This window comes from Nakamurella sp. GG22 (assembly GCF_052976845.2).
Map to the genome: position 1 here is coordinate 80,147 of NZ_JBRIIO020000014.1, position 25,428 is coordinate 105,574.

Below are 25,428 nucleotides of genomic sequence, written 5' to 3' on the forward strand. Positions count from 1 at the left end.
GTCAGGCTTCGATCGGGTACGAGCGAGGAGACATCATGGACCGCACCGTCCGTCAGCGACTGGGCGACGCCCTGCTCCGCACCGGCATCGATCACACCGTTGCCAGGCAACAGCTGGAGAAGAGTCTGGCGAAGGTCCACCCGGACACCCGCGGCTACGCGGAGGCCATGCAGGCGGCGCGCAGCGCCGCGCTGGTCGAATCCGCGCTCCTCTGGTTCGGCTGGCGGCTGCAGCCGCGGTTGTGGCTGCCGGAACTGCTCGACCACAGTTGACCGCGGTCAGCTCCGCAGCGCCGGCTTCGGTTCCGCCAGATGCAGCTCGTGCAGGCCCCGGATCGCCAGCGAATACCCCGAGACACCGAAGCCGACGATGATGCCGCGGGCGATCGGCGAGACCACGGAGTGGTGCCGGAACTCCTCGCGCGCATGGACATTCGAGATGTGGAGTTCAATCACCGGAATACTCGCCGCCTCGATCGCATCGCGGATCGCGTAGGAGTAATGGGTGTGCGCTCCGGGGTTGTAGACGGCGCCGATCGACTCGCCCGCCTTCACTGCGGGTCCCAGCTCTTGGATCCAGTCGATCAGCCGGCCCTCGTGGTTGGACTGCCGGAATGTCAGGTCCAGACCCAGGTCCGACGCCTGCCGCGCGCACATCGCCTCGACGTCGGCGAGCGTGGTGCGTCCGTACACCTCCGGCTTGCGGGTGCCGAGCAGGTTCAGATTCGGGCCGTTGAGCACGGAGATGGACAGCATCTGGCCTCTTCTCGACAGGAAAGCGGGCGGTCGACGACGGTCGACCGGCCGCTTCCTTCAGATGGAAAGACGGTGTCAGCGCACCGGTTGGTCGACACCGGTCTTGCGGATCCGGTCGTATTCTGCCTTGGGCACCGGGACGGCATTCTTCGCGCCGAGGTCGTTCATGTGCACCCGGAAGGTCTCCCGTGCACTGAAGGCCGCAATCGCCGCGACGACCGCCAGTGCGAAGGTGATGCTGCCGACAGTCCAGACCACACTCGATTCGATCGAATCGGCCGTCGCCCGGCAAGTCAGTCCGGTGTCGAGAACGACATCGGGCTGGAATTTCTTGTCCACGACGCAGCTCGAGGGTGTCGGGCCAACAAGCCCTGCGTAGATCGCCGGGAGGAACGCGGTCACCAGCGTTCCGAGGTTCTGCGAGACAGCGAACGCAGTGACCCGGGTCTTGGTCGGGAACAGCTCCTGGAAGAACGACGGGAAGACCGCGTTGTATCCCTGATACACCATGCCCCACATCAGGATCGCCAATCCGAACGCCCCGATGAAATTGCCCTGGCTGACGAAGTACAGATACGGGTAGGCGAGCAGGCCGGAACCCAGGCATCCGACGATGATCACCGGTCGCCGGCCGATGGCGTCGGACAGGTTGCCGACGAATGGGATGAGCAGCACCGCGACGATGTTGCCGGACACCGAGATCCACAGATAGTTCGTCGTGGTCAGGCCGACGCCGTAGGCCGCGTTGGTGGCGAATGTGGCACCGAACGTCACCACCACCGTCGGGATGGCGTTCATCAGAGCCATGCAGAACACCCGGAACATGTCGATGCCGTTTTCCTTGACGGCCATGATGATCGGCGCCTGCGGCACCTCGCCGTGCTCGGATTCCTCCACGAAGGCAGGAGTCTCGTCCACGTTCTTGCGGATCTGGTATCCCGCGTACACGACCACTGCGCTGAGCAGGAAAGGAATTCGCCAGCCCCAGGTCTCGAAGGCCTCCTTCGGCATGATCGCCGACAGCGGCAGGAATACGGCGGCGGCCAGCACCTGTCCCGCCTGCACGCCCTGCAGGGTGAAGCTGGTGAAGAATCCACGTCGTCCGAATGGTGAGTGTTCCAGGATCATCGCGCTCGCGCCGGAGATCTCGCCGCCGACCGCGAAGCCCTGGATCAGCCGCAAGCAGACCAGCAGGATCGGTGCCCAGATACCCACCGCATCGTAGGTCGGCAGGAGGGCCACACCGAAGGTCGAGGCGCCGATGAGCAGCATGCAGAGCACGAGAACGTTTTTCCGGCCGTGCGTGTCACCCCAGTGACCCAGAACGAACGCACCGATCGGCCGGGCGACATAGCCGACGCCGAATGTCGCGAAGGATGCCACGATGCCGGCCTGCGCGTTGTCCGACGGGAAGAACAGCGTCGGGAAGACCAGTGCGGCGGCCTGCGCGTAGATGAAGAAGTCGTAGTACTCCAGCGCGCTGCCCATCCAGCCACTTGCCGCGGCCTTCTTCGGCGTCTTCACATGCTCCGTCGGCTCGTGCGAACCTGGAGGTTCGGCGATCTTGTCATCCATGGACATCTCCTTGTCGGGTGTGCCCCGGCACTGGCTGCGGCGGCTGTCGCTCAGTGCACAGGTGGGACATTGCGTGGTCAACGAGAAAGCGACTCAGTTCCGCTGGGCGGAGCCCATCATCGAGAGTGCTTGCGCACACTGCGGTACGGCATCGTTCAGCCCGGGATCTGTGCGACGGCACGCAATTCGTCGGCCGTGGCAGTGCCGAAGCCGAAGAACTCGAGATAGGCCGGGATCATCTCGTACAGCATGTCGCTGCCGATCTGGATTTTGCAGCCCTTGTCGAGTGCCGCCTGCAGGAACGGCGTGATTGCCTGTTTCATCACCACGTCGGCCACGAAGGTCCCGGGCGCGATGCGGTCGGTGTCCATCGGCAGCGGGTCGTCGTCCTTCATCCCGATCGGCGTGGCGTTGACGACCAGGTCGTACCCGTCGGGGTCCTTGGAGCCGATCGTGACATCGACATCCGGATAGTGCTTGGCGATCCGTTCGGCAAGTCCCTCGGACGACGCGGTGACCGGGTCGAACAATCCGATCGCCGCCACCGCGGAGCCGGCCAAGGAGGCGGCGATGGGTGAACCGACCCCGCCGTTCCCGACCACAAGAACCCGCTTCCCCTGCAGCGCAAACCCTTTGCGCTCGACTCCCCTGACGAAGCCGGCGCCGTCGAACTGGTCACCGACGACGGTGCCGTCCTCCCGCAGCAGCACGGCGTTCGCCGCGCCGGCGACGGCGGCGATCGGGCTCAGCTCGTCGACTAGTTCGCAGGTGACGACCTTGTGCGGCATCGTCACCAGCGCTCCGCGCACGTTGGTCATCTTCGTCATCGTCGCGAACCAGGCGCGGTAGTCCTCGGCCCGCACACCCATCGGGATCACGGCGGCATCGATGCCCTGCTTCTCGAACCAGGGGTTGTAGATCATGGGCGACTTGAACGCGTAGGTGGGGAATCCCACGTGCGCGATCAGAGTCGTGGTGCCGCTGATCATCCGGTGCTCCTCACGATGCGCCGGTCATGCCATCGACGCATCGCGGCGGCCGGCTTCCTTCATGGCGGGGACATCTCCTGCAGTGCCCCTGTCCTGCGTCTCCCAATACGCCACCGCCATTCCGGTGATCCACGGGTATACGGCCTCGTAGGCGAGCTTGGTGGCTTTCGGAGTTGTCGGAGAGACGGCCCCGGCGACCGCGAGCCAGCTGCGCATCTCGTGGTTGCCGTTGCCCGCGAGTTCGATCTCCTCGTTCGGCATGTCGAGGACCTGCTCGAGATCTCCGCTCTCCAGCACGCCGAGGAACCAGTTGTCGAATTCCTCGTTGATGTCCCCGACCCGGGGGTTGCCGATCCAGTGCGAGAGCCCACCGGCACCGACGACAGCGACCCGCTCGAGGCCGTCGTACGAGCGGATGGCGTCACCCAGCGCCTTCCCGAATTCGTAGGCCCGGCGGACGGGAACCAAGGGCGGCACCGCGCAGTTCTGCACGATCGGCACCAGCGGCAGCTTCATCCCGTTGTCGAGCTCGTAGTAGACGGTCATGATGCCGTGATCGAGCTCGAGGAGATGGGAGAACGCCGGGTCGAATCCATTGTTCAACGTGTATTGGGCGATGTGATTCGCGAGACCGGCGTGCCCGGGAATCCACACCTTGTCGATCGGGAGCCATTCTTCGGTCGGCCCCCAGTTCTTCTCGCCCAGGCCGATGCAGTACTGCGGGAAGTTCTCCAGGAAGAAGTTCGTGTAGTGCTCGTTCGAGAGCACGACGACCGCCTGGACGCCCCGCTTGACCGACTCCTCCTTGAGGAAGTCCAGCGCGCCGAAGAAGTTCTTGCGCTGTTCCTCCGTCGCGGCTTCGCGTTGGGAGGACATCATCGGCGCGTGGGACGAGCAGTACGCCAGGACTATTTCTGCCATCGGCCCTTCCTTTCGTTCTTGACCGCCAGCGGTTCGAGGCGTCGGCGATAGTCCTCGCGGCTGAAACCGCATGCGCGCGCATAGCGGTTGATCAGCACCTCGTGCAGACCCAGCTGATAAAAGGCGGCAATGTCCTGATTGTCGAACGCCTTTCGCTCCTCTGGTGAGAGCTCGTAGACGGAGACGTCGAAGGACGCCCGCGGATCCTCCCCGGCGGCGGCATCGCTGTTCACCTCGCCGACCCGCACCCAGTCGTACACGGCCCTGTGCATCTGGTACCAGCTCATCGGGAGGCGCACCTCCCGGCGGGACTGTTCATCGGTGTGATCCTTCCTCTGCCCGATGCCCGCAGCCGGCGGGCCCAGTGGAAATATCGGGAGCAGCGTGACACGCGCCCGACCGCGGGACCTACCGCCACGGGCCGTTCTTCCGACCAGTGAGAGTCGTTGGCACCAGTGCCAACCGCCCGTGACAGTAGGGAGCGGACAGCCGCTCGACCAACCGGAGGGAGACGGCCAATGACGGTGACGAACTCACCTGTCGCCGTGCCGGCAGCAGGCCCGTCGACGGGGGGCGGTGCGGTCGACATCCACACCCACGCCATGCCGCTGCCCCTTCTGCAGCAGCTGGCCGATCGGGGGCTCGCGGACCTAGCCGGGGTTCCGGACGGTGTCGTCCGGCTCGATCCCAGGGTGAGCGGCGTCGGGCCCGGCGCTCCGCTGCCGCTGGCCAGGTCGCAGTACGACGTCGCGGTCCGGTTGTCCGAGATGGACGGGGTGGGCGTCGAACACCACGCCGTTTCGCTGCCGCCGTTCCTGTTCTGCTCGACAGCGGATGACCGCCGGTTCGTCGCCGACATCGTCGCCGCCGGCAACGAGGAGCTGGCCCAGTACGTCAGCGACGGGCGTGACCGCCTGCTGGGGCTCGGCTCCGTCCCGATGGGCTGGCCCGGCGCCGCGGAGGAAGCACGTCGTTGCCTGGACGAACTCGGACTGGCCGGCATCGCGATCGGCAGCAGGGGCGGCGGCCGGGATCTCGACGACCCGGTGAACGATGACCTATGGGCCCTGCTGAGCGAACGCTGCGCTTTTGTCTTCCTCCATCCGAGCGGAGTCCCGGACCCGCAGCGGCAGAAGGACTTCTGGCTTCCACAACTCGTCGGCTATCCGATGGAGACCGCTCTGGCTGTGGCCCGACTGGTCTTCGGCCGGGTACTCGAGCGGTTCCCGCTGAACCTCTGTCTTGCGCACGGCGGCGGCTGCCTGCCGTCGCTCCGAGGCCGGCTGGACATGGGCTGGGAGCGCAAGGATGTTGCCAGGACGACGGCATTGCGACCGAGCCAACTGACCGACCGGCTGTTCTACGACACGGCAGTGTTCAACACAACCCTGCTGCGTCGACTGATCGATGACGTCGGCGCCGATCACGTGATGCTGGGCACCGACCACCCCTTCGAGTTGGGCGATCGCTCCCCGAGGCAGACGGTGGGCGCACTCGGTCTCGATCGCGCCGCCGCCAGAGCCATCCTCTGGGACAACGCCGCGAGGCTCCTGCCACTGCCTGTGATGTAGCGCCTGTGATGTAGCGCCTGTGATGCAGCGCCTGTTGCCGAGACTGTTGCCGCGAACTGAGCGGTGGCGGGCATCACGAGCCCGTCCCGCTCACCGGACCGTTCGCTCATCACACCCGCGCGTCGGCGGACACAGGCAACCTGTTGACCTGCACTCTTCCGGTCGTTCCGGGTTGCCCCGACGCTCCGACGCATTGCTCACAGCTCGGAGTGCCGCAACTGCGGCCATACCGAACCGATACTAGTGATGGCGGTTCGACACGAATTGCCGAATGAATTGATTCCGTTCACACCTTGTCGGAATCGACCGCAGTGAAACCAGTAAAGAGAGAAGGAGCCTTTTATGAGTGAGATCACCAGGGTTTACAAGTACAGCGCGTTGACCGGGGCGCTCGTCGTCGGTGCGGCGACAGCTGTCGCCCTCATCGCCACGGCACTCGGCGCCTGACGGCACGGTTCGATCGACGTCGTGGCAGGGCTGGAACCCCTTCGGGTTCCGGCCCTGCTGCCGCATAGAGCCAGGATCGCAACCACCGTGCCACCCTGGGCATCACCAGCCAGGTGGCGATGCCCGTCACCGGCACCGACACCAGCAGGATGCGCACCGGTAACGGGACATCGACGAGCGCCCAGCCGTACAGCAGTGACAGCGTCACATTGAGCAGGTAGAAAACAGTCGCGGAGACCAGGAACATCTTCCATTTCGGCGGCGCAGGCGCGGTTCGACCGGGCAGCGTGAACCAGGTCTCCAGGCCGCTGACCCGGTGCATGTCGGTGGCCTCGACCAGGTGCTCGCCGCGGGTCAGCAGAGCCGCACGCTCGGCCGACTCCTCCCAGGCCCGCAGGTTGCCCGGACTGTCGAAGCGGAACACGACATGCCACGGCTCCCCCAGCCGGCTCGGCCGCAGACGCCCGGCGCCCAGGAAACCGGAGAACTGCGCCGCGGCGAGTGTCAGCTCGTCACTCCAGTTCTCGAAATCGACCTCGCGTCCCGCCGCCACCCGGCGGGCCACCGTGACGGTGACCGGTTCGGCCGGTGACGTCCTCGGGACCCGCCGCGCGGGCACGTCAGGTCACCTCGGACTCCCAGTCGCGCTGCTCGAGCGAATCCCGGATGTGCATCAGGAACAGTGACGCGGTCGATCCGTCGAACGCCTGGTGGTCGTAGACCAGTCCGATGATGCCGGTGGGATGGATGGCGATCGCGTCGCCGACAGCTACCGGCCGGCGTTTGACGCCGTCGGTGCAGAGAATGGCAACGTTGGGCTGGTTGATGATCGGTGATGACGCGTAACTGCCGAACGGGCCGGGATTGGTGATCGTGAAGGTCGATCCCTTCATGTCCTCCGCGCCGAGCTTTTTCGATCGCGCGGCCGACGCCAGTTCGGTGACCCGCTTGGCGATCCCGCGCATGTTCAGCGAGTCGGCGTCCTTGACCACCGGCACCACGAGCCCCTGTTGGTCGAGGTCGACGGCGATTCCCAGATTGACGTAGGGGTGCAGCGTCCTGGTCTTGGCGGCGATGTCGATCGACGAGTTGACGGCCGGGAAGGCGCGCAGCGCGTCGATGGTTGCGCGGGACACGAAGGGCAGGTAGGACAGTGACGCCCCGGTCTCCTTCTTGAAGGTGTCCTTGTGCTTGCGCCGCACCTTCTCGACATTGTCGAAATCGACCTCGATGGACGTCCAGACCGAGGCCGAAGCAGCGAGCGAGGCAATCATTCCGCCCGCCACCGCCAGCCGCATCCGGGACAGCGTGACCACCTCGTCGCGCGGATCGGCCGGTGCCGACGTCAGCGCGGCGGCCACCGGTGCGGTCCGTGCCTGGGCAGGCGCAGCGGTCGGGGCAGGCGCAGCGGTCGGGACCTGCGGGGCGGCCGGGGCCGGTGCGGTCGCCGGTGCGGCGGCGGCTGTGCGCCCGCCGCCATTGCCGTTCCCGCCGGCGATGGCCAGTTCCACGTCCTCCCGCCGGATGCGCCCACCGGCCCCGGTGCCGGGAATGGCGGAGGTGTCCAGCCCGTGCTCCGCGGCCAGTCGGCGGACCAGCGGCGACAGCAGCACACCGCCGACCCTGGCGGCCGGCGCCGCCGACCCGTTCCCGGCACCGTTTCCAGTGCCACCATTTCCAGTGCCACCATTGGGCCCGCCCGGGACAGCTCCGGACAGCGCGTCGGGGGTCGACCCGGACGGAGCGGGAGCGGGTGACGGGTCGCCCGACCCGCCGGCCGCCACGTTCTCACCGATTCGGGCGAGCGGCGTACCGACCGGAACGGTGTCGCCCGCCGGCACGAGGATCTCGAGCAGCACCCCGTCATACGGGCTGGGGATCTCGGAGTCCACCTTGTCGGTCGACACCTCGAACAGCGCGTCGTCCATCTCCACGGCGTCACCGGGCTGCTTGAGCCACGAGCCGATCGTGCCCTCGGTGACCGTCTCGCCGAGTTTGGGCATCGTGATGTCGTGGATGACGTCGGCGGGTGCGCCCAGGCCGACGACCTCGTCCGACGGACCCTCGGACCCACCCATCTGCGGCGCGGCCGGATTCCCGAGTGCCGGACCGCCCGCGGCCGCGGCGTGGTGCGAGGCCGACGGCAGCCGGCGATCCGGTGCGTCGGGCGTCTCGGCGACCGAGGTGATCCGCAGCACCTGGGTGCCCACCGGGACGGTCGACCCGGCCGGAACCAGGATCTCGGCGATTACACCGTCGTACGGGCTGGGGATCTCGGAGTCCACCTTGTCGGTCGACACCTCGAACAGTGGGTCGTCGAAGGCGACCTTGTCGCCCACGTTCTTCAGCCAGTTGGTCAGCTCGCCCTCGGTCACCGTCTCGCCCAATTTGGGCATCGTGACGAACCACTCGTCGTTCGACATGCAGCGTCTCCCGTTCGCGCTCGAAATCCCGGTCCCGCTCGAATACCTCAGCCGTGCAGCGAACGGCCGGAGAAGGTGATCATGGTTTCGCCGATCGCCTCGGAAAGGCTCGGGTGGGCATGGATCAGCCGGCCGACATCACTGGGCAACGCTTCCCAGTTGACCGCCAGGTAGCCCTCGTGCAGCAATTCGCTCGCCCACGGACCGACGATGTGGAAACCGAGGACCGGGCCGTCCTTCGCCGCGACAATCTTGACCAGGCCATCGGTCTCGCCCAGGATCATCGCCCGGCCGTTCCCGGCGAAGGAATGCTTGTGCACCACGACCTCGTGCCCCGCCGCCTTGGCCTGCGCCTCCGTCATGCCCGACCAGGCCACCTCGGGGTGCGTGTACACCACCCACGGGACCTTCGTGTAGTCGACGGCGACCGGGGTCTCACCCAGGATGTGGTCGACCGCCACCACCGCCTCGGCGTAGGCCACATGCGCGAGGCCGGGCGTGGCGACACAGTCGCCGATCGCATACACCCCCGGCTTGGAGGTCTGCATCGTCGCGGTGTCGACCTCGAAGAATCCGCGTTCGTCGATCCTGATGCCCGCGTCTTCGGCACCGACCGTCTCGGTGACCGGACGGCGGCCGATCGAGACCAGCACCTGCTCGACCTCGATCTTGTCCACACCCTTGGGCGTCTCGAACGGGACGACGACGCCGTTCTCGGTCCGCTCGAGGGTGCCGACACGTGCCTCGGGGTGGATCTTGGTGCCACGCTTCTTCAGCGATTTTGCCAGGACGTTGGCCACATCCCGGTCCGGGCCGATCGGCAGAACACCGTCGTTCATGGCCTCGAGCAGGGTGGTGTCCACCCCGAGATCGGTGTAGACGGAGGCGAACTCGGCCCCGATCACGCCGCCGCCGATCACTGCGACACGTTCGGGCAACCGGTCGGCGGCGCTGTTGGTGGCGTGGTCGGAGGTGATGATCCGTTCCCCGTCGATGTTCATGCCCGGGATCGCCCTCGGCACCGACCCGGTGCACAGGATGGTTGCCCGGCCGCGCAGGGTCTGACCGTCCACCAGCACGGCGCCGTCCTCGGTGAGCCGGCCTTCGCCGACGACCACCTGCACCTTCCGGCGCTTCAGCAGACCCGACAGTCCGCCGTGCAACTGCTTGACGATCCCGGCCTTGCGCTGGTTCGCCGCCGGCCAATCCGGTTCCGGCACAACACCTTCGGGCAACCGGACGCCGTGCGCCCCCGCATGGTTGACCGTCCTGAAGACCTCGGCGGCATGCAGCAGCGCCTTGGCCGGAATGCACCCGCGATGCAGGCAGGTGCCACCGACGTTGTCCTTCTCGACCAGTGCCACGGTGAGACCGGCGGACGCGGCGTACAGGGCTGCCGCATAGCCGCCCGGACCGCCGCCCAGCACCACGATGTCGTAGTCGTTGCCCGTCTGGTCGCTCACGCGCGGGCCACCTTCCGGATGGCGTCCGCGATCTCGGCGGGCTGCGGGATCACCGCGTCCTCCAACGGCGGACTCGTCGGGGTGGGGGTGTTCCGGGCGCCGATGCGAAGGACCGGTTGGTCCAGGTACCAGAACGCTTCCTCCTGGATGGTCGCGGCGATTTCCGCCCCGTATCCCATCCGCCTGGCCGCCTCGTGCAGCACGACGGCACGGGACGTCTTGCGCACCGAGTTCACGATCGTCTCGACGTCGAGCGGGACGAGCGTGCGGACGTCGACGACCTCGAGCGAGATCCCCTCCTTCTCCAGCTCGTCGGCGATCTCCAGACCCTGGTGAACGCCCGCCGAGTAGGTGACCAGGGTGACGTCCCTGCCCTCCCTGATCACGTTCGCCACGCCCAGCGGCACGGGGTCCATCGACAACGGGCCGGCCGCCTTCAGCCGCCGGTACAGGTACTTGTTCTCCAGGAACAGGGTCGGGTTGTTGTCCCGAATGGAGGCGATCAGCAGACCGGCCGCGTCCTGGGGCGTTCCGGGCATCACGATCTTCAGGCCGGGAACGTGCGCGAAATAGCTCTCGACGCTTTGCGAGTGGGTGGGGCCGGCTCGCAGTCGGCCACCGAACGGCGCCCGCATGGTCACCGGCATCGGGTCGCCGGTGCGCCAGTGGTGCCGGGCCAGGACGTTGATGATCGGGTCGAAGGCACACGAGATGAAGTCGGCGAACTGGAACTCCACCACGGGCCGCAGACCGACCAGTGCGGCGCCGGCCGCGAGTCCGGTGAACCCGGTCTCTGCGATCGGCGTGTCGACAACCCTTCGCGGACCATACTTGTCGAGGAAACCCTTGGTCACCTTGAAGGCTCCGCCGAACTGCCCGACGTCCTCGCCGATGATGAAAACGTCCTGATCCCTGGTCATCTCGTGATCCAGGGCCAGCCCGATCGCCTCGAGATACGTCGCCTGGCCGGAATCCAAGGGGCCGGTGGCCTTGGATGTCTTCTCAGCGGGGGCGTTACCAGTTCCAGCGTTATCAGTGACAGCCGTGTCAGTCGGCATAGACGCCTTCCTCGATGTTGACCGGATCCGGCATCGGATCCGAGAGCGCCTTGCGCCGGGCATCGATGGCGGCCTGCCTGGCGTCCTTGCGCACTTGCGCGGCCGCGTCGGCGTCCAGGACGCCGGACTCCAGCAGCACCTTCTCGAACAGCTCGACGGGGTCCTTCTTCGACCATTCCTCGTACATCGCCTTCGGCACGTAATCGGCCGGGTCATGCTCGGCATGTCCGTGCATGCGCATGGTCACGGCCTCGATGATCGACGGTCCGTCGCCGGCCCGCGCGCGTGCCACCGCCGCGGCGACGGCGTCGTGCACGGCGAGGACGTCGGTGCCGTCCACCTTCGTCCCGGGGATGCCGTAGGCGACGGCCTTCGCGGCGAACGTCTCCGAGTTCGATTGCATGGACAGCGGTGTCGAGTAGGCGAACTGGTTGTTCTCGATGACGAAGACGTTCGGCAGCGCGAGCACGCTGGACATGGTCAGCGCCTCGTGGAAGTCCGCCCGGGACGTCGAGCCGTCACCGCAGAACGCCAGGCACACCTTGTCCTCGCCCCGGTATTTCGCCGCGAAGGCCATCCCGGTGGCGACCGGGAAGTTGGCCGGGATGTGGCTCGGCAGGTTGTAGAAACCCAGGTCGAGCCGGCCGTAGTGCAGGGTGCCGTCGCGGCCGCCGGTCGGCGACGTTGCCTTGCCCATGAAGCTGGCCATCACCTGCCACGGCTCCATGCCGCGGTACAGGTGCGCACCGAGATCCCGGTGGATCGCCGCGACGTAGTCATCGGTGCGCAGGGTCGACGCCGCACCGACGCTGATCGCCTCGTGCCAGTGACCGGTGTAGAGCGAGCCGAGCAGGTCGCCGCCGCGGTACATGGCGACCATCCGGTCCTCGACGGCGCGGGTCAGCACCATCGTGCGGTAGATCCGCAACAGCAGCTCGGGATCGCGGGCGGCCGGTTCGGCCGGGCTCCCGTTCGAGCCTGTCGTCGGCGCCTGCGTCGTCGCGTTGGCTGTCCTGGCCACAGCGCCTACTCGTCGCTTCCGGTGATCACCGGTGCTGTGTGCAGGCCGAGGAAGAAGTCACGGACAAGGCGATTGAAGTCCGCAGTCCGTTCGATCATCGACCAATGTCCGCAATGCGAGAAGACGGCCAGGTCGGCGTTCTCGATCAATTCTTCCAGCTTGTAGGAGTTCGACACCGGAATGACCTTGTCCTCCCGGCCGTGCATCACCAGGGTGCGGTGCGGCAGCTTCCTGATCTCCTCCTCCGGCGTGGTCATCGCATCGACCCAGCGTTGCCGGGGCGCCGGGAACATCGACGAGAACGACTCCTGGAAGCCGGGTTCGACACTGGCCTTGTAGCGCACCTGGGCGAGTTCCTCGTTGACCAGTTCGCGGGAGTATGCGAAGTAATCGAGCACGTTCCGCATGCTCTCGATCGTGCCCTCGTAGCCCCACACGGTGTCCAGGCCCTCGGTGATCGGGAAGTCGACACCCATACTGCCCATCAGCACCAGCTTGTCGACCCGCTCGGGGTGCTGACTGGCGATGCGCAGGGCGATCGAGCCGCCGAAGCTGTTGCCCACCAGGTGCGCCTTCTTGATGCCCATGGCATCCATGAAGCCGACAGTCTGATCGGCCCACGTCTGGAGCCCGTACTCGATGTCCTCCGGGCGATCGGAGTAGCCGAAGCCGACCATGTCCGGCGCCAGGACGCGGAAGTTCGCGCCGAGAGCCGGCAGCACGAGTCGCCAGTTCGAGTACGCGGTGACGCCGGGGCCCGACCCGTGGATCAGGACCACCGTGCTCTGGCCGGATCCGGCCTCGAGGTAATTGGTGCGGATGCCGTTGGCCACCACGCTCTGGCCGACTTCTGGCTTCTGGGTTGTCGTCGTCATGATGCTCCACTTCCTGCTGGGAACTCGGTGTCTGGTGGCGAATGGGCGCGCCGCTGCGATCGCGACTGCAAGAGGTGTCGTCAGTTGGAGTAGCGGAACACGAGATCGGCCACACAGCAGGGCTTCTGCTCGCCTTCCACCTCGAAGGTGAGCCGATACACAGCCTGCGCACCTGCACCCCCGTCCGGTGCCGTCAGGGCGGTGACCTCGGAGAGCAGGACCCGCATCCGCAGCCGCGCACCGACCTTGAGCGGCGCGGGAAACCGCACTCTGTTCAGCCCGTAGTTGAGGATCATCCCGAAGCCCTCCACCGTGCAGACCTCCCAGAGGAATCCGGTGGCCAGCCCGAGCGTCAGGAACCCGTGCTGCACCGTCACCCCGTAGGGGCCGCTGCGCGCCCGATCCGGGTCGACGTGTATCCACTGCTCGTCGCCGGTGAGCACCGCGAAGGTGTTCACGTCGTCCTGCTCGACGGTCCGCCAACCACTGACACCCAACTCCTGGCCGACCCTGCTCTCCATGTCGGCCAGTCCGTGCAGCACGAGCGGTGTGCCTGCGCCCTGCGGCGTCTCGACCAGAATCGGTTCGCCCATCTCCGTATTCCCTTCCGACCGAGGCCCGGCCGCGTCGTCAGGCTGATCTCGCTGGCCGAGTCAAGCACCGGCGCGCCCACCGGCGAACCCTGCCGCCGCGTTTCCTGCTGAGTGGGACGGGCTGCGCCGCCGTGACCTTGTGGACCGGCGGCCGCCCTTCCGCTGGGCGGACCGTTCGAACCCGGCGGCGCACTTCCGGCGATACTCGACGGGTGACGTCCAGCCGCAAGAAGCACCACCCGCGCACCGCTGCGCCACCCGCACCGCCCGTGCCTCCGGTGCACGCATCGGCCGCCGCCCGACCGTGGCTCATCAGGGCCCTGGCGGTGCTCGGTGTCGCCATCGGCCTGTCGGTGACGCTGATCGGGGCCACCCCGGAAATCCTCGGAGGGTGGGGCAAGCTGCTGCTGATGGTTCCCGGGATGCTGCTGGCCGCAGGGTCTCTCGCCGCCTTCGTCGAGACGACTCCGATGGCCAGAAGCCGGCGACGCGGAACAGTGCGCTGACCCGACAGCTGATCAGCAACCGCCACGGACCACCCGAAGGCACCGAACCCGGCCGGAATCGGTTGCGCCGCGGTGCGGTGCCCCCCATGATCGGGACCATGCGCACCGGCGAGGGCAACACCTTCGATTCGGTCGTCGGGCGGGTGGCCGCCCTGCTCGGTGCGTTCGATGCCCGTCACCTCTCGATGGGGGTGTCGGAATTGTCCCGCCGCTCCGGACTACCCAAATCGACCACCGCACGGCTCGTGCTGGAATTGACCGCGCACGGGATGCTCGAACGCACCGAGGGAACCGAAGTGCGACTCGGCACAAGGCTTTTCGAGTTCGGCGAATTGGCCTCGCGGCAACGCCAGTTGCGGGAGGTGGCCTTGCCGTACATGGCCGACCTCCGCCAGGTCAGCAAGCAGACCGTGCACCTGGCGGTCCTGGCCGGCACCGACGTCGTGTACGTCGAGATCGTCCGGAGCAGGGACGCGCCCAGGATGCCGTCCGAGGTAGGTGGCCGGTTGCCCGCGCACGCGGCAGCTGTCGGCAAGGCCCTGCTGGCCTACTCGCCGCCGGACGTCGTCCAGGCGTTGATCGAGCGTGGGCTCCCGGCCGTGGGGCCGCGGACCATCACCGCACCCGGTCTGCTGATGCGCGAACTGCGCCGCATCAAGGAGAGTGGCATCGCGTACGAACACGAGGAATCGGGCCACGGGGTGGGCTGCGCCGCCAGCCCGGTGTTCGGCACCGGCGACCGACCGCTGGCCTCGCTGTCGATCTCCGGCTGGACGGGACGGCTCGACATCCGACGCATCGGCCCCGCGGTCAAGACAGCCGCACTGGCACTGAGCCGGGAATTGCAGGTGCGTGGACCCGCCCGCTGACCGGCGAACCGACCCCCGGCGAACCACCCAGACGCCAAACCGCGCGACGCCTACCCACCATTCAAAGGAGAACAGTGGCGGATCAAAGGAGAACAGTGGCGGATCTCTTCGAAATCGTCCCCGGCCGACCACCCCGCCTGAATCACGATGAGCTGATCAGGGCGCAGCAGGAGACGCTGGCCGCGCCGCGCCGGCCCTACGGTGCGCTCGCCCGGGCATTGTTCGTCACGCTCGACCTGCTCTACGGCAAGAAGCGCACCCTGTCGAAGTTCAAGGTTCTGGAACTGGTGGCCAGGGTCCCTTACCAGTCGTGGGAACAGGTCGCCTACATCGCGATCACGCATGTCTACAGCCGGACGGGCCTCGCCCGGCGCATCCATGAACGGGTGAAGGAATCGCGCGAGCAGCAGGACAACGAGCAGTGGCACCTGCTGATTCTCGAGGACCTGATCGTGAGCTCCGGCAAGCGCGAGAGCCGGATCTACTACTTCTGGATCCCGCAGTTCATCGCGTTGGTGTACTACCAGATCTCCTGGCTGCTGTTCGTGATCCGGCCGGCCTGGTCCTACCGTCTCAACGCCGACTTCGAGGACCACGCCGAGCACGAGTACATGACGATGGTGGCCGAGCATCCGGAGTGGGAGACCACTCCGTATGACGCCGATTTCTCCGCCGAGTACGGCACTTTCGAGTCGGTGGCCGACCTTTTGCGGCAGATCGGCCATGACGAGCGCACCCACAAGGAGGGCTCGATCGAGGCGATGGCGGCGCCGCGATTCAGCTGAGCCCGACGCCGGCCGGTGATCCCCGCGCTAGGAACGATCAGTCCCCGCCCGGCCCGCCGCCCAGCCTTCTCGCCCGGGCAAGTGGATGCTCGAGCATGCTGTCGATCAACCGGCTCCAGCGCCGGGCACGCGGGAGCAGGTCGCCACCCGCGGTCGGCAGTGCGGTGCCGACCGCGATGGGGACGTGCACCGGAACCGTGGCCAGCAGGCCGGCCGCATCCTCGTCAGTCACCGTGTCGAGATCCTCCGCGAGCAGCCGCAGATACCCCAGATGGCTTCCCGCCTCCAGCACCTGCGTCTCGATGTCGAACGCGGACTGGTCGGTCGAGACGGTCAGGACCACACCACCGCCGACCCTTCTGACCAGCTCCAGGGCATCCGCGGCGGTCGCGACCGCGGTCCCCGGCCCGGGAACCAGCAGCGGCAGGACCTGGTAGTTCTCGGACTCGGTGAGCAACACGTTCCACCGGTGTTCGAACTCGGCCAGGTCGGCGAGGTCGGTGCTGCCACCTGCCGTGACGTAGCGGGCGCCCAACCGCTCCGCGAGGTCCAGCACCGTGCGCTGCGATCCGTCGCCGCCAGGTTCGACACCCCGTTCGACACCCACGCCCAGTTCCACCCGGCCGACATCCAGCACGGAGACCCGGCTGGTCAACAGGTGGGTGATCATGCTGCGGAGTTCCGGCGATCCGGCGCCCCGGGTCCACCACAGGTCGGCGCCGGGTGAGTGCGCCACCCGCAGCCCGACGGAATCGAAGCCGGTCTGCGACGCGACGTCGACCAGGCCCGTCGGGGACAGCCCACCCGCAGCGGACTCATGGATGGCCAGCCTGTTCATCGGGTCAGTCTGTCATCGGCCGCGCCCGTCAGCGGCTCCGGGCGTCCTCCCGCGCGAGGTCCTGTGCCAACGCGGTCATCTCGGCATTGCCGGTGTAATCCGCGATCTCCTTCTGCATCGTCCTGCGCACCTTGGGCTGCTGGGCCAGGGCCACCGCGAACACCGTCAGCAGGATCCACATGAAAGCGCTGGAGACAAGGATCAGGACCGACGGGAGCAACGCCGATCCCAGCTTCGCGGTCAGTTCCTGCGCCGCGAAAGCGCGCCACACCAGCATCCCGTTCACCAGGTAGCCGATCAGGTAGGACACCACGAACGCGATGACGAACTGCTTGAGGCTGCCCGATTGGCGTCGCTTCCTGATCGGCTCGTCCCGTGACGGAAGGGCGACCGACAGGATGTTGCCGACACCCAGCCACAACAGGATCATGCAGAGCATCAGGACGCAGGCCTTGTAGAAGGCGTAGATGTCGCCGGCCCGCCACGCGAGCAGCGCGCAGAGCAGGAACCCGATCGGCGAGACGATGCAGATCAGCGCCAGGTTCTTGATCACCAGCAGGTGCCACAGCCGCGCACCGCTGTCCAGTGCCGCACGGACCCGCATCGCGTCGAAGCTCATCGCATTCACGCAGACGCTCCCGCCCATCACCACGCCGATGGCCCAGAGCCCGAGGTAGGGCAACCACTTCTGGTCCTCGTCCCACTCGAACAGCCGGATGAAGCCGAGGTACAGCAGCCCCATCGCGAGCGCGATCGCGAGACTCTTGACGGTCGACCGCGGCTTGCGGGTCAGGATGTAGCGGATCTCGCCGGTGAGCCCGTGCGCAAGTGCCGGGCCGTGCCGGCTTACGGGGTTACGGCCGTGCAACGGGACGTGACCGTCGACGATCGCGGCATCCGGGTCGTCCTCGCCGGCGTCGATGCGGGCCAGCCTCGCCTGCAGCACGGCGAGGGCTGCGTCGTTCAGCGCGAGACGGGCCAGTGCGACGGCCGCAACCGCATCGCGCTCCGCCTGCGCGGCGGTCGCGAATCTGTCGTCCGGTTCGGTCGTGCCGGCCGAGAGCGCCTGCACTGCACCGAGTTCGAGATATTCTCGGCGCAGCGCGTCCCACCTCGGGGAGAGCTGTCGCAGTCCGGTGTCGCCGGCCAGCTCGGCGCGTTGCCGCTGGGCGTTGGTCCTGACCCTGGTGGCTGTCTTCTCGACATCCGGGCGGTCCTTCCACTTCGAGGCAAGCGCCGCACGTTCTGCCGCGGCAGCACGTTCCACCAGTTCGGTGAGGTCGTCGATCGCTGCCATCGGTACTCCCTGGTCGCCGGCTGCCCGTCTCCGGACCATCGCCCGGTCATCGTGACCACCGTGCCCCGACGCGCGCATCCCCCTCTCCGTAGTAGGCAGACCGGCAGCAACCGGACAAACGGCGGAGGGGGATTCCTGTGGTCCATCGCGATGTCCCGGCGATGTGGGGCCGTTCGACTCATGTGCTCGCAGCCACCCCGGGGCACCATCAAGGACGCACCGTGAGGGGTGATGCCATGCCCATCGTGCCGGTGGTGTACTCGGCCGACAGCCTGAACTTGCCGTCCGGGGCCACCCTGATCGCCCTGTTGCCGTTGCTGCTGCTCATTCTCGGCTTCGAGATCTACTGCCTGGTCGATCTCGTCCGCGCCCCGTCGGTGAAACAACTGCCCAAGCTCGCGTGGGCATTCATCATCGTGCTGGGATCCGCGCCGATCGGCGCCATCATCTATCTCCTGGTCGGCCGGGACCGAACGCACCGGGTCGCCGAACCCGCCGCGGGTGAGCACACCGCGCCCGCAAAATCCGGACCGCTGATCGTCAGCGCGGATCGGGAGCCGCCACCGTCGGAACCGGTGCTGCGAACGGTCGGGCTGACCCGTGACTACGGCCACGGCAGCGGGCTCTTCGATGTCGACCTGGCCGTCCCCCGCGGCTGCGTATACGGCCTCGTCGGCCCCAACGGTGCTGGGAAGACGACGCTGCTGTCCATCGTGACCGGGATGCGCCGCGCCGACCACGGAGAAGTACACCTGACGCTGCCCCGCACCTCGGTCGCCGTGTGCCCCGATGTCCCCGAGTTCGACGGTTGGCTGACGGCCACGGAAGTCGTCGCGCTGGCCGCCGCGCTGGTCGCGGATCACCGTGGGGGGCGGGACAGTGAGCTTCGGGACGGTCGGCTCGGGGGCGGTGGGCTCGGGGCAGGTGGACTCGACGGCGCGGATGCCGTGCACCGGGCGCTCCGGACGGCCGGTCTCCGGCAGGTTGCCGACCGCAGGGTGGGCGGCTTCTCCCGCGGTATGACGCAGCGTCTGGGCCTGGCCTGCGCACTGGTCGCGGACCCGCAGTTGCTCATCATGGACGAGCCGACCTCCGCCCTCGACCCGGCGGGCCGAGCCGAGATGCTCGACCTGGTGGCGGGTCTACGCGGCGAGCGGACGGTGATCTTCTCCAGCCACATCCTGGCCGACGTCCAACGGGTCGCCGATCATGTCGGCATCCTGCGGGCTGGTCGGCTGATCTACCAGGGCCCGACCCGGCAACTGATCGACGACCACCTGCAACCTCGCTGGCTGCTGCGGGTCGCCGGCGATCCGACCGCCGTGTTCGAACGGCTCGCGCTGAGCGACTGGGTCACCCGGCTGGAGCCCGCCGCACCGGACTCGGTCCGCCTCGAGGCGAGCTCGATCGCCGCCGGCGAGCGCGGCATTCCGGCGGTCGTCGCAGCGTGCGGCGGCCGGTTGGTGTCGTGCGAACCGCTCGCCGCTGATCTGGAATCGGCCTTCCTCGCGCTCACCGGATCGGAAGTGATGGCGTCATGAGCGCATCACCGGCACTCACCATGCAGCCGCAACGGTCGCCACGGGCGATGGGCATCTGGCGCCTCGAGTGGCTGCGGCTCACCCGTACCCCGCGGCTGGTCGCACTGGTCGGGGTGTTCGTGTTCTTCGGCCTGCTCGGCCCGGTGACGGCCACCTACCTCCCGGACATCGTGGCGAACGTGCAGTCGGGAATGACGATCATCGTCCCGCCGCCGCAGCCCCGGGACGGCATCATCAACTACGTCAGCCAGGCGAGTCAGATCGGCCTCATCGTGCTGGTCGCCATCGCCGCCGGCGCCATGGGCTTCGACAGCCGCCCCGGCCTGTCCATTTTCCTCCGGTCCAGGGTCGGCAGCATGTGGCAACTGGTCCGTCCGCGGATCGTGGTCGTCAGCGCGGCAGGGATCGCCGCGTACGGCGCCGGCCTGCTGGCCGCCTGGTTCGAGACCGTGGTGCTGCTGGGCCCTCTCGACCCGGCGGCACTGCTGGCCGGCCTGCTCTGCCAGGCGGTCTACCTGCTGTTCGTGGTGGCCGTGGTGACCGCGGCGGCATCGCTGGCCAGGAGCACCCCGGCAATCCTCGGCATCGCATTGGGCTCGGTCATCGCACTCTCCGTGATCGGCGGGCTGGGCGTGCTGCACGACTGGTTGCCGACCACCCTGTCCGGCGCACAGGTCGCGCTGCTCGGCACGACGGCGCTGGTGGACTACCTGCCGGCCATCGCTGTCTCGCTGATCGCCACCGCCGCGCTGATCGCCGCCGGTGTCCACCGGCTCGCCCTTCGGGAGACCTGATCGTTGCGATCGGCGCCTGGTGGGGACCTTCGGCTCTGGTCCGTGCGGGCACCGTTCTGGACCCTGAACGGTATGAGAAGCACAGAGAGGATCCATCTCCAGCCCGAGGACGTCGCCCCGGCAGCCGACCTCCTCGATCGACAGCGGTGACCGGCCATGGCCGTGACCAGTCCGTTGCTGCCCAACCCGGCCGAGGTCGCCGAGGATCGCCGAACCGGGAACACGACCACCGCTGACACCTCCGCGGGCGATCGCTGGTCCACCCGCAGGGCGCCGACCGTTGGGCGCCCCGCGGACCTGACGGGGACCGTGGCCGCCATCGTGGACGAACTGAACCCGATCTTCAGCGGGCTCCTTGCCGCCACCGTCATCACGGAATGCGCGGCCCGCGCCGTTCAGGACCTACTGGGGTCGATCTGCCTGCAGGCGCTCCCGGAGATGGCGATCCGGCTGGCGACCGTCCGGCTGCAGACGGCGACGGCGGATCAGCCGGAGCCCGCCTCGAAAGCGGTGTAGACGGCAGCCATGTCGTCACCCGCATGACCTTTGCGCGCCGCCGCGGCGTACTTGGCCTCGACCCGTTCCAGGACGTCGTCGGGGACGCCGAACCGTTGCGCCGCTGTGCGGATCAACCCGAGGTCCTTCAGGACGCCGTCGATGCTGAAGGACGGCGGGTACTCCCCCTTGAGCATCGCGGCGCCCTTGACGTGGGCGTAGGGCGAATCCGTGGCGCCGCCGCCGATGGCGTCGAGGAACTTCTGCGGATCCAGACCGAACGCGGAGGTGAGCGCCAACGACTGCCCGACAATGGCCGTCAGCGACTGAACCCATGCGTTGGCCGCCAGCTTCAATGCGGACGCCTGACCCGATTGCTCGCCGGCGTTCACCACCTTCGCACTGATCGCTTCGAACACCGGCGCCAGCACGGCCAGGTGCGCCGGATCGCCGCCGACCAGCAGCACGAGCTTGCCCTGTTCTGCCGGCTGCTTGGTGCCCAGCATCATCGCCTCCACCACTGCGATCCCGTGCTGCTGCGCCAGTACCGCGGTACGCGCCGTGCCGTCCAGACCGATGGTGCTGAGCTGCGCCCACACCGACCCCGCGGGCATCGCCAAGGCGGCCTGCGCCATCACGTCCAGGACGGCATCCGCGTCGTGCAGAACGGTCAGCACCGCCTCTGCGTCGCCCACCGCGGCCGGTGGGGTCGGTGCGACCACGGCGCCGGCGTCCCGGAGCGGCTCGGCCTTGACCGGATCCCGATTCCACACCGTCACCTGATGGCCCGAGCGCAGCAATGACCCCGCAACGCCGGCACCCATGATTCCCGTTCCCAACACTGCAACACGCATGACGGTGTTCCTCCTGGTCGCACGGCGCGGACCTGCCCTAGGGTGCCAGCGGTGACCGCAGCGACGAACGGCGACCAGCCCGAGCTGGCCAGGCGGTTGGGCGTCACCGACGCCGTCGTCATCGGCCTGGGGGCGATGCTCGGCGCCGGCATCTTCTCGGCGCTGGCTCCGGCGGCGGCAGCGGCCGGCTGGGCATTGCTGGTCGGACTCGCGGTGGCCGCCGTGGTCGCGTTCTGCAATGCGACGTCGTCGGCTAGGCTCGCGGCCCGCTACCCGTCGTCGGGCGGCACCTACGTCTATGGCCGCGAACGACTCGGACCGTTCTGGGGGTATCTCGCCGGCTGGTCCTTCGTCGTCGGCAAGACGGCATCGTGCGCGGCGATGGCCCTCACCGTTGGCAGCTACGTCTGGCCGGACCGGCAGAAGGCCGTGGCGGTCGGCGTTGTCGTCGTGGTGACCGCGGTGTCCTGGGCGGGCGTGCAGAAGGCGGCCTGGTTGACGCGGCTGATCGTCGGCGTGGTGGTGGTCGTCCTCGCCGCGGTCGTCGTGGTCTGCCTGAACAGTCCGGCCGCCGATCTGCAGCGGCTCGGGGCGGGCGGCGGCGGCAGCGTCCGCGGCGCACTGGAGGCCGCCGGACTGCTGTTCTTCGCGTTCGCGGGCTATGCGCGCATCGCGACCCTGGGCGAGGAGGTCCGTGACCCTGTGCGGACCATTCGGCGGGCGATCCCGACCGCACTGAGCATCACGCTCGTCATCTACGCCGCCGTCGCGGTCGCCGCGCTGTCGGTACTGGGACCGGACGCGCTGGCCGCGGCCGTGGACCCGCTGGCGGCAGCGGTCACGGTGGCGGGCGCACCGGCCCTGACCACCGTCGTGCGGATCGGCGCGGCGATTGCCGCGATCGGTGCGCTGCTCGCCCTCGTCCTCGGGGTGTCGCGCACGGTCCTCGCGATGGCCCGCGACCGTCACCTGCCCGCGACGCTCGCCGTCGTCCAGCAACGGGTCGGTGTGCCCCGGCACGCCGAGCTCGCGGTCGGCGCGGTCGTGGCCGTCCTGGCGGCGACGGTGGACCTGCGCGGTGCGATCGGATTCTCGTCATTCGGTGTGCTCGTCTACTACGCGATCGCCAACGCCTCGGCGTGGACCCTGCGGCCTGAGGAGGGCCGGCCGCCGGCCGTTGTGCCGGCCGTCGGCCTGGCCGGTTGCGTGCTGCTCTGCGTGTCGGTGCCGACCGCCGCGCTGATCGCCGGCGCGTCCGTGGTGGCGCTCGGGGCGGCCTCGTACGGCATCGGGCGTGCGATACGCGCCCGACGGGCGCGCCCCGACACCGCTTGACCGAGTTGAGGTTCAGTCGGAGCTGTGCCTCACCACGACGACCGGGCAGGTCGCGTGGGTGAGTACCGTCTGACTGGTCGAACCCAACAGCAGACCGGTGAATCCGCCGCGACCCCTGCTGCCGACGACCAGCATGGCGGGGTGCTGGTCGCGGTCGCCGAACCTCAGCATTGCCTCCGCAGGCTGGCCCTTGAACAACACCCTGCGCACGGCGACATCGGGGTACTTCTCGTGCCAGCCCGCCAGCTGCTCTGCCAGCATCGCGTCGTCGTCGGTGCTGTCCCTGGGGTCCCGGACGACCGGCCGGCGAGCGAAGCGCTGCTTCGCCAGTTCGTCCCAGGCGAGAACAGCGACCATGTCTGCACCGCGCGCATCGGCCTCGTCGAACGCGAACTCCACGGCTGCGTCGCTGCTGTGTGATCCATCCACTCCGACGACCACCGGGCCGTCGGGTGATCCGGCGGCAGGAACGACCGCAACGGGCGACCGGCCGTGCGATGCGACGTAGAGCGCGACCGACCCCAGCAGCACCTCTCGGAGCCGGCCGCCGCCACGCGACCCGACAACGGTCAGCGCCGCGCCCCGCGACACGTCCACCAGAGCCGACCTCGCGTCACCCTCCACCAACGAGGTGGTGCACTCAACGGCGGGATGCGACCGGGCCATCGATCCGACCAGATCGCTGAGCAGCTCCGCCGCCCTGGTCCGCACCGACTCGGCGACCTCGGGCGGGAACTCGTACTCAGGTTGGCCGACGAACGGCACCTGGTAGGCGTGCAGGATCAGCAGCGGCAGGTGCCGGCGGGCTGCTTGCCCGGCAGCCCATTCCGCTGCTGTGAGCGACGGTTCCGAACCGTCGACACCGACCACGACGGACGATCCGGCGACAATCATGGTTTCTCCTTCGTCCTCTGTTCCACCCTCTTCCCTCCACCATCCCGCCGACCGCCCCCGGGGGGACAGGGACGAAGGTCCCGGCCATCACGGTTGCGAGGACGTGCGGCGGCCGGCATCCGCACGGGACCCGACGACCCCGCGCAGCCGGGTCCAACGACCCTGTTGCCGCCCAGCCGAATCCCGTTGAGTGACAGTCAGTTGACCACCGGTTGCGGGTCGACGGGTCCATCGCATCCGTCAGCAACCGGTGCTCCCTGCCCGATGACGCGCAAGGAATGGAGCCGGCTATGACACACCCGCAACTCGCCCCGACAAAAGTGCAGGACCCGAACCATTTCGTCCTGAACGGCGGCAACCTGTTGATCAGGCTGTCGCTCGGTGGAATCGACGGCGAGCCGCACCTCCAATACCAGGACTCGCACCACGCCATGGAATTCTCCGGTGACGAGATCTACCTGGAGAGCACCTCGTTGGGCCAGCTCGCCACCGTGACGACGATGAGCACGAAGGACATCGGGCACACGTCGTTCACCCTGGTCATTCCCGCGGTCGACGTTTCCTCCGGCCCTCAGACGGTCGCAACCATGGGACTGATCACCATGCACCGCACCCGCCCGAGCAGTGTTGCCAGGGGCCAGCTGCGGACCTACCACATGACCGAACTGCGCGGCAGCGCAAGGCATGTGGATTTCTGATCGGCACGGCCACCGCTGATCCGCCCGGATTTGCCGCTCCAGCGCAACGACGACCGCCGACCCACAGGGTCGGCGGTCGCTGTGCTTTTTCTGGTATCGGTGCGGCGCTGATAATTTCGGTGCGTCGCGCCTTTCGGTCAGAGGATTCGGTATTCCGGTGCGTTGATATCCCGGACATCGAAATCTTCCGGTCACCAATCGCCATCCGGTGAAGAGGGCGTTACTCCGCGGGGGCGCCGACGAGAACACCGAGCACGTCGCGCATCGACACGATGCCGACGGCGGTCCGGCCATCACCGATCGGCAGGTGCCGGACGCCGCTCTCGATCATCAGCAGACCCGCGCGCTCGATCGAGATCTCCGGATCACCCCAGATGACCTCGGGATTCAAGGCATCACCGGCCTGGACCTCGTCCAGATCGCGACCGCCCGCCACCGCGGTGACCACGTCGCGTTCGGACAGCATGCCGAGCGCACCGTCGCCGGTGACCAGCAGGGCGCCGATCTCGTCGGAGGCCATCTCTTCCGCGGCGTCGCGCAGGGTGTCGGCGATATCGACTGTGGCAACAGGCGATCGCATGATCAGCCGGACCGGGTCCGACGGCAGGGATTGCGACGCCACCGATGCTCCGCGTGTCGACGGGCCATAGGCCATCATGTCGTGCTCCTCTCGGGTCTGCGGACCGTCCGGTTCGACACCGCGCCGTTCAGCGCGGTGTCGCAGGGCGGGCCGCGACACCCCTGCGCGGTGCCCGAGGTGTCGTCGTGCTCTGATTCGGCGTGCTCTGATTCGACTCTGCGCTGGTGCGTCGTTCGGAACGCAGAGGCGTC

27 protein-coding genes are annotated in these 25,428 nt (G+C 67.9%); 10 read left to right on the top strand and 17 right to left on the bottom strand.

Annotated features, from left to right (window positions below; translation table 11 throughout):
- Positions 1 to 35: 35 nt before the first annotated feature.
- Positions 36 to 272, top strand: coding sequence for a hypothetical protein (locus ACVBEQ_RS15285; RefSeq protein WP_447154164.1), 237 nt, complete (start codon positions 36 to 38; stop codon positions 270 to 272).
- Positions 273 to 278: 6 nt separating this feature from the next.
- Here ACVBEQ_RS15285 and aroQ read toward each other — a convergent pair whose 3' ends face one another.
- The 5 genes from aroQ to ACVBEQ_RS15310 all read right to left on the bottom strand — a co-directional run bounded on the left by aroQ (position 279) and on the right by ACVBEQ_RS15310 (position 4,527).
- The gene (aroQ, locus tag ACVBEQ_RS15290) at positions 279 to 755 is read right to left on the bottom strand and encodes a type II 3-dehydroquinate dehydratase (protein WP_447154165.1); all 477 of its coding nucleotides are present in this window, start codon (positions 753 to 755) and stop codon (positions 279 to 281) included.
- Between the two features lie 75 nt (positions 756 to 830).
- Positions 831 to 2,330, bottom strand: a complete 1,500-nt coding sequence (locus tag ACVBEQ_RS15295) for an MFS transporter (RefSeq protein WP_447154166.1) — start codon at positions 2,328 to 2,330, stop codon at positions 831 to 833.
- Positions 2,331 to 2,485: 155 nt separating this feature from the next.
- On the bottom strand, positions 2,486 to 3,319 hold the full coding sequence (locus ACVBEQ_RS15300) for a shikimate dehydrogenase family protein (RefSeq protein ID WP_447154167.1): 834 nt from the start codon (positions 3,317 to 3,319) through the stop codon (positions 2,486 to 2,488).
- A gap of 24 nt (positions 3,320 to 3,343) precedes the next feature.
- Positions 3,344 to 4,240 (bottom strand): DODA-type extradiol aromatic ring-opening family dioxygenase, encoded by an 897-nt coding sequence (locus ACVBEQ_RS15305; protein WP_447154168.1) that lies wholly within the window; start codon positions 4,238 to 4,240, stop codon positions 3,344 to 3,346.
- Entirely contained in the window at positions 4,228 to 4,527 is a 300-nt protein-coding gene (locus ACVBEQ_RS15310) for a hypothetical protein (protein ID WP_447154169.1), read from the bottom strand. The genes ACVBEQ_RS15305 and ACVBEQ_RS15310 overlap by 13 nt, the downstream gene beginning before the upstream one ends.
- A gap of 231 nt (positions 4,528 to 4,758) precedes the next feature.
- Here ACVBEQ_RS15310 and ACVBEQ_RS15315 point away from each other — a divergent pair, with 231 nt between their 5' ends.
- Entirely contained in the window at positions 4,759 to 5,811 is a 1,053-nt protein-coding gene (locus tag ACVBEQ_RS15315) for an amidohydrolase family protein (RefSeq protein ID WP_447154170.1), read from the top strand.
- A 421-nt stretch (positions 5,812 to 6,232) separates the two neighbouring features.
- Here ACVBEQ_RS15315 and ACVBEQ_RS15320 read toward each other — a convergent pair whose 3' ends face one another.
- The 7 genes from ACVBEQ_RS15320 to ACVBEQ_RS15350 form a co-directional block, all read right to left on the bottom strand.
- Entirely contained in the window at positions 6,233 to 6,877 is a 645-nt protein-coding gene (locus tag ACVBEQ_RS15320; protein WP_447154171.1) for a putative antibiotic biosynthesis monooxygenase, read from the bottom strand.
- A gap of 1 nt (position 6,878) precedes the next feature.
- A complete protein-coding gene (gene sucB / locus ACVBEQ_RS15325) occupies positions 6,879 to 8,681 on the bottom strand; it encodes a 2-oxoglutarate dehydrogenase, E2 component, dihydrolipoamide succinyltransferase (protein WP_447154172.1) in 1,803 nt (600 codons plus the stop codon).
- Positions 8,682 to 8,728: 47 nt separating this feature from the next.
- Positions 8,729 to 10,144, bottom strand: a complete 1,416-nt coding sequence (gene lpdA, locus ACVBEQ_RS15330) for a dihydrolipoyl dehydrogenase (protein WP_447154173.1) — start codon at positions 10,142 to 10,144, stop codon at positions 8,729 to 8,731.
- Complete coding sequence (locus ACVBEQ_RS15335) at positions 10,141 to 11,202, bottom strand: alpha-ketoacid dehydrogenase subunit beta (protein WP_447154174.1); 1,062 nt, start codon at positions 11,200 to 11,202, stop codon at positions 10,141 to 10,143. The genes lpdA and ACVBEQ_RS15335 overlap by 4 nt, the downstream gene beginning before the upstream one ends.
- Positions 11,192 to 12,223 (bottom strand): thiamine pyrophosphate-dependent dehydrogenase E1 component subunit alpha, encoded by a 1,032-nt coding sequence (locus ACVBEQ_RS15340; RefSeq protein WP_447154175.1) that lies wholly within the window; start codon positions 12,221 to 12,223, stop codon positions 11,192 to 11,194. The genes ACVBEQ_RS15335 and ACVBEQ_RS15340 overlap by 11 nt, the downstream gene beginning before the upstream one ends.
- 5 nt (positions 12,224 to 12,228) lie before the next feature.
- Positions 12,229 to 13,098, bottom strand: a complete 870-nt coding sequence (locus ACVBEQ_RS15345) for an alpha/beta fold hydrolase (RefSeq protein ID WP_447154176.1) — start codon at positions 13,096 to 13,098, stop codon at positions 12,229 to 12,231.
- Positions 13,099 to 13,178: 80 nt separating this feature from the next.
- Positions 13,179 to 13,691 (bottom strand): MaoC family dehydratase, encoded by a 513-nt coding sequence (locus ACVBEQ_RS15350; protein WP_447154177.1) that lies wholly within the window; start codon positions 13,689 to 13,691, stop codon positions 13,179 to 13,181.
- A gap of 212 nt (positions 13,692 to 13,903) precedes the next feature.
- Here ACVBEQ_RS15350 and ACVBEQ_RS15355 point away from each other — a divergent pair, with 212 nt between their 5' ends.
- From ACVBEQ_RS15355 to ACVBEQ_RS15365, 3 genes are all read left to right on the top strand, one after another.
- Positions 13,904 to 14,197: a hypothetical protein gene (locus ACVBEQ_RS15355; RefSeq protein ID WP_447154178.1), complete on the top strand. Its 294-nt coding sequence runs from the start codon at positions 13,904 to 13,906 to the stop codon at positions 14,195 to 14,197.
- A 98-nt stretch (positions 14,198 to 14,295) separates the two neighbouring features.
- Complete coding sequence (locus tag ACVBEQ_RS15360) at positions 14,296 to 15,066, top strand: IclR family transcriptional regulator (RefSeq protein WP_447154179.1); 771 nt, start codon at positions 14,296 to 14,298, stop codon at positions 15,064 to 15,066.
- A gap of 95 nt (positions 15,067 to 15,161) precedes the next feature.
- Positions 15,162 to 15,851 (top strand): alternative oxidase, encoded by a 690-nt coding sequence (locus tag ACVBEQ_RS15365; protein ID WP_447154180.1) that lies wholly within the window; start codon positions 15,162 to 15,164, stop codon positions 15,849 to 15,851.
- A gap of 37 nt (positions 15,852 to 15,888) precedes the next feature.
- On the opposite strand, the gene ACVBEQ_RS15370 is transcribed toward ACVBEQ_RS15365, so the two are convergent.
- Positions 15,889 to 16,689: a hypothetical protein gene (locus ACVBEQ_RS15370; protein WP_447154181.1), complete on the bottom strand. Its 801-nt coding sequence runs from the start codon at positions 16,687 to 16,689 to the stop codon at positions 15,889 to 15,891.
- A 28-nt stretch (positions 16,690 to 16,717) separates the two neighbouring features.
- Entirely contained in the window at positions 16,718 to 17,986 is a 1,269-nt protein-coding gene (locus ACVBEQ_RS15375; RefSeq protein WP_447154182.1) for a hypothetical protein, read from the bottom strand.
- 236 nt (positions 17,987 to 18,222) lie between these two features.
- Between ACVBEQ_RS15375 and ACVBEQ_RS15380 the strand changes: the two genes are divergently transcribed.
- The 3 genes from ACVBEQ_RS15380 (at position 18,223) to ACVBEQ_RS15390 (ending at position 20,837) form a co-directional block, all read left to right on the top strand.
- On the top strand, positions 18,223 to 19,527 hold the full coding sequence (locus ACVBEQ_RS15380) for an ATP-binding cassette domain-containing protein (RefSeq protein WP_447154183.1): 1,305 nt from the start codon (positions 18,223 to 18,225) through the stop codon (positions 19,525 to 19,527).
- The gene (locus ACVBEQ_RS15385; RefSeq protein ID WP_447154184.1) at positions 19,524 to 20,321 is read left to right on the top strand and encodes a hypothetical protein; all 798 of its coding nucleotides are present in this window, start codon (positions 19,524 to 19,526) and stop codon (positions 20,319 to 20,321) included. The genes ACVBEQ_RS15380 and ACVBEQ_RS15385 overlap by 4 nt, the downstream gene beginning before the upstream one ends.
- Positions 20,322 to 20,477: 156 nt before the next feature.
- The gene (locus tag ACVBEQ_RS15390; protein WP_447154185.1) at positions 20,478 to 20,837 is read left to right on the top strand and encodes a hypothetical protein; all 360 of its coding nucleotides are present in this window, start codon (positions 20,478 to 20,480) and stop codon (positions 20,835 to 20,837) included.
- Here ACVBEQ_RS15390 and ACVBEQ_RS15395 read toward each other — a convergent pair.
- Positions 20,807 to 21,670 (bottom strand): NAD(P)-dependent oxidoreductase, encoded by an 864-nt coding sequence (locus tag ACVBEQ_RS15395; RefSeq protein WP_447154186.1) that lies wholly within the window; start codon positions 21,668 to 21,670, stop codon positions 20,807 to 20,809. The genes ACVBEQ_RS15390 and ACVBEQ_RS15395 overlap by 31 nt on opposite strands.
- 51 nt (positions 21,671 to 21,721) lie before the next feature.
- Between ACVBEQ_RS15395 and ACVBEQ_RS15400 the strand changes: the two genes are divergently transcribed.
- Positions 21,722 to 23,005: an APC family permease gene (locus ACVBEQ_RS15400; protein WP_447154187.1), complete on the top strand. Its 1,284-nt coding sequence runs from the start codon at positions 21,722 to 21,724 to the stop codon at positions 23,003 to 23,005.
- Positions 23,006 to 23,017: 12 nt separating this feature from the next.
- Here ACVBEQ_RS15400 and ACVBEQ_RS15405 read toward each other — a convergent pair whose 3' ends face one another.
- Positions 23,018 to 23,899 carry a universal stress protein gene (locus ACVBEQ_RS15405; protein WP_447154188.1) on the bottom strand — a complete coding sequence of 294 codons (882 nt, stop codon included), beginning with the start codon at positions 23,897 to 23,899 and terminating at the stop codon, positions 23,018 to 23,020.
- 290 nt (positions 23,900 to 24,189) lie between these two features.
- On the opposite strand from ACVBEQ_RS15405, the gene ACVBEQ_RS15410 reads away from it, so the two are divergent.
- Positions 24,190 to 24,597 (top strand): hypothetical protein, encoded by a 408-nt coding sequence (locus tag ACVBEQ_RS15410; protein WP_447154189.1) that lies wholly within the window; start codon positions 24,190 to 24,192, stop codon positions 24,595 to 24,597.
- Between the two features lie 220 nt (positions 24,598 to 24,817).
- On the opposite strand, the gene ACVBEQ_RS15415 is transcribed toward ACVBEQ_RS15410, so the two are convergent.
- Positions 24,818 to 25,219, bottom strand: a complete 402-nt coding sequence (locus ACVBEQ_RS15415) for a CBS domain-containing protein (RefSeq protein ID WP_447154190.1) — start codon at positions 25,217 to 25,219, stop codon at positions 24,818 to 24,820.
- Positions 25,220 to 25,428: the final 209 nt, after the last annotated feature.